This is a genomic window from Aliiglaciecola aliphaticivorans (assembly GCF_054782055.1).
Window position 1 is genome coordinate 167,796 of record NZ_BAAGTF010000006.1, and the last position, 8,418, is coordinate 176,213.

5 protein-coding genes are annotated in these 8,418 nt (G+C 39.8%); 2 read left to right on the top strand and 3 right to left on the bottom strand.

The features are described 5' to 3' along the window. Nucleotides 1-20: 20 nt before the first annotated feature. The 3 genes from ACYVIL_RS04280 to yegD all read right to left on the bottom strand — a co-directional run bounded on the left by ACYVIL_RS04280 (nt 21) and on the right by yegD (nt 6,130). Nucleotides 21-3,341 (bottom strand): DUF3427 domain-containing protein, encoded by a 3,321-nt coding sequence (locus ACYVIL_RS04280; RefSeq protein ID WP_460311688.1) that lies wholly within the window; start codon nt 3,339-3,341, stop codon nt 21-23. Between the two features lies 1 nt (nt 3,342). Continuing rightward, entirely contained in the window at nt 3,343-4,320 is a 978-nt protein-coding gene (locus tag ACYVIL_RS04285; RefSeq protein ID WP_460311689.1) for an NUDIX domain-containing protein, read from the bottom strand. 328 nt (nt 4,321-4,648) lie between these two features. Further along, on the bottom strand, nt 4,649-6,130 hold the full coding sequence (gene yegD, locus ACYVIL_RS04290) for a molecular chaperone (protein ID WP_460311690.1): 1,482 nt from the start codon (nt 6,128-6,130) through the stop codon (nt 4,649-4,651). Nucleotides 6,131-6,582: 452 nt separating this feature from the next. Between yegD and ACYVIL_RS04295 the strand changes: the two genes are divergently transcribed. After that, on the top strand, nt 6,583-7,740 hold the full coding sequence (locus tag ACYVIL_RS04295; RefSeq protein WP_460311691.1) for a hypothetical protein: 1,158 nt from the start codon (nt 6,583-6,585) through the stop codon (nt 7,738-7,740). Continuing rightward, nucleotides 7,737-8,156, top strand: a complete 420-nt coding sequence (locus ACYVIL_RS04300; RefSeq protein WP_460311692.1) for a hypothetical protein — start codon at nt 7,737-7,739, stop codon at nt 8,154-8,156. The genes ACYVIL_RS04295 and ACYVIL_RS04300 overlap by 4 nt, the downstream gene beginning before the upstream one ends. Nucleotides 8,157-8,418: the final 262 nt, after the last annotated feature.

Consider the following 8,418-nt stretch of genomic DNA (forward strand, 5'->3'; position numbering starts at 1 on the left):
TTAAGAGCGAAGCTACTCGTTTAAATTTTTAAATAGTCTAGAAGTTCAGGGGGCAACGGTGTTCTCAATTTCCATGTCACATTCATCGGAGCTTCCCCTTGATGTCCTTGATAATCAACTTTACCAATATAATAAAATGGAGCAGCAGTACCAGCAATCAATTTATTCTTCCTGACAAAAAGGTGAACGTTTTCATGGTTTTGTAATCCTTGGCCTTTAGTGCTTTTAATGCGGGTACTAGTTTGACTTTGCCAGTGAAAAGTTGTTCGGTCAACAAAGTAGTCATGATATTGGTGCTCAATCGCTTTACCTTGTTTGTTGAGAGTTACTAGCAAAAACTGCTCGTCACTGTTTTTTGGCCTAACATGACCAGAATTCCACAAGCCTTCATTAAATTCTAACCCAAACAAAACAGGAATATCTTGCCGCATAAACTCTTTATGAACATATACATCTGCGGGATCAATTATCGCTTTAAGATACGCAACAGTTTTCATACTGTCATCAGCATCTATTGGCTCATAATCGAGATTTTGCGCAATAAGTTTGTATTTTTGATCCCCTATTTTAGTCACATTTCGCAATAGGTATTGATCGTCTCCAGAAGTATCGAGGCGCTCAATGGCTATGGTTTTACCACTTATGCTTCCTGCATACTCAGGTGTGATTCGTTCTAACAATAGTAAATCACCATGCTTAATTGGATGCTTCCCTCCATTCATCGAATTACCAGATGCTTTGGCGACAAAGTGCCTTTTTGAATCTAACTTACCGTAGTTATCTGGTACTTCGATTATTTCAGTTATTTCATGTTCGCTGGATGTGAAGTGCCCACAAGCAATTTTGAGATCAGAGAAATAAGGTATAGGTTGCGTAGGGAATGAGTCTATTGAAATCACATTTGAAGGAGGTGACTCAGTATTTGCAGTCTTAGCCGCTAACCTTTCTTCGTATTGCAAAAATCGATAGTTAACGATTTCTTGCAACATATTTGAAAATGTTTCTTGTAAGTAATCAGGCACGTTAAATAGGGCTATAAATTTATCATTTTCTAGTTTGAAAAATGACTTACCAGAATTCTTATTACCACCTACCCAAGCGTTAACAGGATTCCGTCTCCAATAACTAATCCATTTATTGGTTTCCAAACTTTCAATGTCAGATACCATAGAAAACTCAGAAGGTAAATCTGACAAAAATGGCCGATGACGCTTGAGTATTTCAAACGATCGTAACGCTAAATCATGAAGCGATACAACTTCACTGAAAGCACCTAGCTCAAGTAAAGCTTCAAGTAGAATAAGTTTAAATGACTTGGTTAGATTGGTTGTTTCGACGTCTGATAAAAAGTCTAGAAAAGTAGTAAATACAAGAAGTTCTATCTCATCTAAGTCTTGTTGGTGATTAACAAATTCAAACCAGTTGCCATACTCTTTGCGAATTGTATCTACTCCCCCCCCGGCATGGTAAAACTCAGAGAGAGTTGGACGTCTATCAAGAGATTCTCTAAGTCCCAAATAAACATCAATTTGTTTATCAATACTATTAGTGACTAATTGTTTCAAAATATCGATAGCGGTAAGTTCAATGTTCACAAAGCAATTTTTTGGTAAAATCAAACTATGATTTTGAATATCTGATATGAATTTTTTACGTGCATTATTAGTGATACCAAATCGAAATAAAGAGTCTACTTTTCGAAAAAAGCTAATATGATTTCCAATAAAATCTAATATAACCAGCCGCTCCTTGTTAGTACTTTCACTTCTGCGTAATCCTCGTCCAAGTTGCTGTAAAAATACAATTTTAGAATCGGTTGGTCTTAACATCATTACAGTATCAATAGACGGTAAATCTACTCCTTCATTAAACAAATCTACTGAAAAAATGATTTCAATATTGCCGTCGCTTAACTCTTTTAAGGCGACATTTCTTGGCATATTAGACTTGCTATGGACGGAAACAGCTTTAATGCCGTTATCACAAAAATACTTAGCCATAAAATCTGCATGTTTAGTAGAAACACAAAAGCCTAGAGTTCTACTTAATTTGTGCCTTTTCCAATTTTTTAGATTGTGCTTTGCTCTCGATATTGTGGCTAATTTATTTTCCAGTTGTTCTGGATCAAATTTGCCATTGCGCCAACTAATTTCTGTGTAATCAACAGTGTCGGCAATTCCTTGATATTCAAAGGGGCATAATACTTCTGATTCAATCCCATCAAACAGTCCAAAATCGAACACTAAATTGTCATCACATAAAGATAATATATCGGACTGATCAGTGCGTGATGGCGTAGCTGTTAGTCCCAGCATAAATTTAGGAGTAAAGTAAGAAATGAGTTTTTGATAGCTATTAGCGGATGCATGATGAAACTCATCAACCACGACATAATCAAAACATGCAGGTGAAAACATTGAAAGGTGTTGCTTTTTACCCAATGTTTGAATCGATGCGAATAGTAAATCGACATTCGTTTGTTTCAAAGTTCCCGAATAACGACCTATTCTGCGATTTGGGTACATACGAATAAACGTTTTTTCAGCTTGGTCGAGTATTTCTTCTCGATGAGCGACAAATAAAATACGATTAGCGCTTATATTTATCGAATCAAACGCAGAAAGCCAAGTTTTTCCTGTTCCCGTAGCCATAACTACAAGACCACGTTGATAGCCGTCTAATCTAGACCTATGTAGCGCTGTAAGCGCTTGTTGTTGAATTATGTTTGGTTCTGGTGTTGGCTCAAAATCGTCATCATCGGCGTTGGAGTACAGCTTGATTGGAAGTGTTTTTGGAATCCGTTTTTCATACTCATCAATCCAATCATGAGTAAGATGAGTACAACCACTTCGATTATATAGCCTTTCAAACTGAACCAAAATAGTATTAAACTTTTCGGGTTCAGTATTTAAACCAACACTAACGTTCCATTCAAGACCATCAAGCAAAGCTGATTTAGATATATTACTCGAACCTATAAATGCACAACCATCTAACTGATTATTTATCGAATCTTCTAAAAAAATATAAGCTTTCATATGAAAGCTTTGCTTTACCTTTGATTCAAAAACCTTAATTTCAGCGCCACGGGATTGAAGAAGCAGCAAATGTCGAAGCGCTTTTGGTTCAGTAATCCCCATGTAATCACCAGTAAGAATTTGTACGGTGGCACCTCGCAACAACGCATCTTCTAGTGCTGAAAATATCAAATTAAGCCCTGTTTGCCGAATAAACGCTGCAGCTATACGTACGGTAGATGCATGATTTATTGCCTGCAACAACATAGGTAAAAAATGATCTTCACCCCCAACGGTAAGATGTTGAGTTGGAAAAGAACTCAAACTAAAAGCCTACCTTTCGTGCTATGACGTTCACCCAAGTTTGAGTTGAACTTCTCAACGGTTTAGTTTCTTCCCAACACTCTACAACCTCAAAGCCACCGACACTTTCAAGCAGTGAGGTTAATGACTTGGATGTGTAATTATTAAAAAATCTTCCTAGTTCATCGCTTGATTCGTTTTCACCGTATTTAAAAGACGCGTAAAGAACACCATTATTTTTAAGTGCTTTTTGTATTTTTAGGATAACGGATATTATCTGACTTTTAGCGCAGTGAAGTAAGCTTGCGCATGCCCAAACGCCATCAAAATTCTCTTCAAATAACATATCTTGATATAGAACAACTGATACTGGTTGTTGAATAAGTTCTTCCGCTAAACCCGCTAATTTAGCACTGCCATCCAATGCAGTTATACTGTATCCGTTATCTAAAAAGTAGCGAGAATCTCTCCCAGAACCACAGCCTAAATCTAGTATATGTGCTTTTTTGGGTAGGTAATTGAGGAAAGTAGAGTAAAGCTCACCGATTTCAATATTAATTGTTTCTTGGGCGTATGCGTCGTATTTTTTTTGGTAAAATTCAGTTAAACTAATGGTAGATTTGAAAGCTTCAACTAGCGGTATGTCTGCCTCAGCCCATTTCAAAGAATCAAGCTCGGCCGCTGATAGCCATTTTATTTCATCATGGTCAATAAGTTGAAATTCACCGCCTAAATGTTCCACTCGAAAAGCTATTAAATGAATAGTTTTGTCACTGTATGAGTGAGTATTTTCACCTACAAAATCTGTAACTACAGTATCAATTCCAAACTCTTCTTTAAGTTCTCTTATTAGACAAACTTCAGGAGACTCACCTAGTTCAACCTTACCACCAGGAAACTCCCAAAAGCCCGCAAGGTGCAAACCCTTTTTTCGGCGCGCTGCAAGGACCTTATTTTCCTTTACTATTATTCCAGCAGAAACATCAATAGTAGATGACATATGCGAGCACATTCCTTAAGCCCTATTAAATTTAAACCAGGTTAACTGATTTTAATCGTTGTTACTAATCCAAAGGTTGAAAACAGACCGTTCATTCAAATGTGAACACGATAAAATAGTGGCTGTTTATATTATTTAAATCATGAACTAACAAATATAAGGGTAATTTCGAGCACTTCAAACTTAACAAACAGCTCATTAACTCATGACTCACTTCATAATACTATCCATTTGGCCTTTAGCCTCAAACCTTGGGGTGATTCGAGGCTACAAAGTTTAATAACTCATTGTTAAAGCTGTTCGGTTGGGTGTATACGATACCTATATTTTACGTTCCAAATATGCGCTTAGCGTGGGTGATCAGGCCTGTTGTTACACTTCCGAAATGGTTACCGATCACAATTTCCGTATCGGGGAACATGGTGTTAATCCATTGTTTGATGACGGGGGAGATTGCGGTACCACCGGTTACAAAAATGGTGTCGGGGGTGGCACCTGATTGCTGTAAAGACTCGTTAACAATGGACTGAATTTGGTTTAGTTCGCCACTGATGGCGTCACCTAGCTGGTCGCGGCTCACTGAGATTTGTAAGTTATCTTCTATATAATCGAGGTTAACCTGGGCCAATTGGTCTTTAGATAGGGCTATTTTGGTTAATTCGGCACTTTTGTTTAATTTAAGCCCTAACTTGTTATCTCGTAAGGTTTTTAAGCGCTCAATTCGTTTGTCCAAAGACATAAAACAATAGCGTTGTAGCTCTACTCCGGTTCGATTTGAATTAAATTCGCGCTGGGCAGCAACATCATTGACACACACGGCTTGCCTAAATAATGTGGGCGGAATGGGCAGGTCGTTGGTTAATATAATGTCTTTTCCAAAGTGCGGCATTATGCCCATTAAGGCTAATTTGTTGTCAATGTCGATACCGCCAATGCGCTTTCCTGAACAACCAAGAATATCGCTTTCTCGACTCTCGTTGTTGATAGAGTTTGGCCCCAGTTTAACCACTGAGCAATCGGTTGTTCCGCCGCCTAAGTCAATAATCAGCACGACTTTATCTTGGGTTAACTGTCGTTCGTAATCATAGGCTGCGGCAAGGGGCTCCATTAAAAATTCAATATCTTTAAAGCCCACCTTTTTTGCTGCTTCACTAATGATGTTAATGGCTTGGCTATTGCCGTCTCTTTCCTGTAGTCCATGAAAATTGACGGGCCGGCCTATCACAACCTGATCGAGCTCAACTGCCTTTATATATTCAGATTCTTCTTTTATAAACGCCAACATTTTTTCGATTACAGAGGCGAATATGCCTTGTTGGGCTTTGGTAATTTTGGCCCCTAAAAACGACTTGGGCGATTTGATGTAAAAGCCATTTTCAGGATTGGCAATGTGCGCAAATTCCGCTTCTCGTCCAAACATAACGCCGCCACTGAATGCCAAGGCTTCGCCTATGCTTTGCATACGTTGATCCGTTTTAGCGTCTTCGCGGTTCTCGGCTCTGATCACTTTGCGATAAATATTAATAAGCTGTTCTTCAGTGAACACTTGCGCATTTGCGTCGGTTTGCGCTCTTTTGGCTTGCGCCGCTTTTTCTGCTTCCACACGTTCTGCTAATGCTTGTTCCGATATCTTTTCAGGCTTTATCACGCCGTGTTCTAGAAACACACAGGACGGAAGCGTGGTTTCGCCATCTTCTAGGGGAATAAGAACGGGTTCATTGTGTTCTATTATGCCAATGGAGCAATTCGACGTCCCCAAATCTAAACCTGCGAAGGTTTTATCTTGTTTATTGTTGCTGTTAAGTGCCACTCAATACTCATTAAATTGAATCCCAATAAGTAACCAACTCATTACACTGAAGTAAGAGCCTTGTGGGTGCTAATTGGGTAATTGTTTGTTGATGAAACGTTGATTTCGATAAAAAAGCGCATCTAGATGCTTGCAATTCACCTAAAGGAGACAAGCGAAAAATAACCAACCCAGTGCGATGGAATCGGATAGTAAAGGGAATGTAGTGGATTTTCAATTTATGCTAGGTGCTAAACTCCTAATGTAAGCCTATTGGAGTATGGTGGTTGGCCGTTTGGGTGTCGTCAAACCCTTGGTTAACCCAGTAATCTTGCCTTATTAGGTTAAAAATTCTTGACTTAAGATGTCACTCTTGTAAGTTGAGTAAAAAACATCCCCCGTTCTTTCGTAAGGAGTACTGCATCTCGAATAAACATCGCACCCCAGCCTTTGTTTGTATTGCATTTTGTGTAGTGACTTTGTGGGCACCCAAAATATACGCGGAATCTGAAAAACTCGCGTTTTCGGGGTTTGCTCGTGTGGTTATGGGTCATCTAGATGATGAGAATGCGGAATATGTGGGCTACGACAACAGTATCAGTTTTGATCAACAATCACTTCTTGCCTTGCAAGCAGATTATACTTTCAGCGAGCAGTTTTCTTTAACCGCTCAGGTGATCGGACACACTGCTGAACAACGGGCTTCAGGCTTAGAGTGGCTTTATTTAACCTATACGCCAACCGACACGGCTCTTCAAATTAAAATTGGCAAGCAGCGAATTCCCTTTTTTAATTATAGCGATAGCATCGATGTTGGTTTTGCCTACCCATGGTTAACCCTTCCCCAACAATTTTACGACACCGCATTCTTTTCGACATTTGAAGGCGTGTTGGCAAATTATCAATATGTGTATGACGCATGGGTGATGAATTTTGAGGGGTATTGGGGCTATTACGATGACAAAATTTACTTAGCCACAGGCGAGATAGATACCAAGGTAACGGGGCTTTACGGCTTTAATACCAGCGCATCCTATAACGGTCTCACGTTTCGAGCGGCCTACAACCAAGGTAATGCCAATCTAACCCTTCCCGGTGCTGCGCAGTTTGTTGATGTGCTTAATCAATATGGGTTTAGTCAAAATGCCGAATCTCTCAATCCTGATGGCCTGATCCATTTTTATCAACTCAGTGCCAATTATGAAAACGTAGATTATTTTGTACGTAGCGAAGTGGCAAAAATGAAGGGCGAAAGCGGCCCCGTGCCCGACATAGACAGCTTCTATATTTCCGTGGGTTACAACTTCTACCCCTATACGGTATACATATCTTATGGCGAACGAGACGTTTATTACGAGCACGGACCCAACGAAATCCCTTATGGCATTTCGGATGAACTTGATTATTTGGCCGCCACCTACGAGTCGGTGCTCAGTGGCTTCCCTGACGATAAGAATAAAGGGACTAAAATTGGCCTGCGATGGGACTGGCGATATAACGTGGCCTTGAAAGGCGAAGTAACTTACGTTGATGCTGAGAAAGTAAGCAATGATTTTGCATTAAAAGATCTCGGTGGATTCGATGGTCACGCTATTTTGTACCAACTGGGGATTGAGTGGGTATTTTTATGAAAACATACATAACATTTATATTAATAGCAGCACTTAACTTATTTCAGGTGGCTAAGGCAACTGACACTATTGTTGTGGTTGCCAATGTCTCCGACCGATCAATTCAACTCAACCGTCAACAAATACGTAATTTGTATATGGGCGGCATGATGTCATCTGATTTAGATGTTATCGCCTTACCACCTGACAATATCACCCGCATGATGTTCAACACTAAAGTGCTAGGGTTAACAGAGTCGCGTATTCAATCCTACTGGGCGCAAATGCGCTTTACCGGACGAACGAAGGCCCCCAAAGAATTCGACGACGAACACTCTTTGCTCGAATATATCAAGCAACACGAAGGAACCCTAGGCTACCTACCCGCAAGTACATCAATACCAAGTGACTTAATGGTAGTGTACACCGTTCAGTAACCATAACCTGTAGTCGGTGGCTTCAGCCCCGAGAGGATGTATTGTCACCCCATGGCCTAAAGACCATGCTACAGGCAACATTGTAGTCGGCGGCTTCAGCCCCGAAAGGATGCATTCCCCCTCCATGGCCTAAAGACTGAGGGATCCCCACAAATAAAGAAGATAAGTGCCTGTAATTGCGTTATTTTGTTTCTACCAAAAAATAAAAAAACACCAAAACAGGCACCTAAGATGACATTATTGAATATTCAAGAGTTTGACG

What these genes read in the sequence shown, in the direction of transcription:
- ACYVIL_RS04285 (WP_460311689.1), bottom strand. Translation starts at nt 4,320, where the DNA reads ATGTCATCTACTATTGATGTTTCTGCTGGAATAATAGTAAAGGAAAAT.
- ACYVIL_RS04300 (WP_460311692.1), top strand. Translation starts at nt 7,737, where the DNA reads ATGAAAACATACATAACATTTATATTAATAGCAGCACTTAACTTATTT.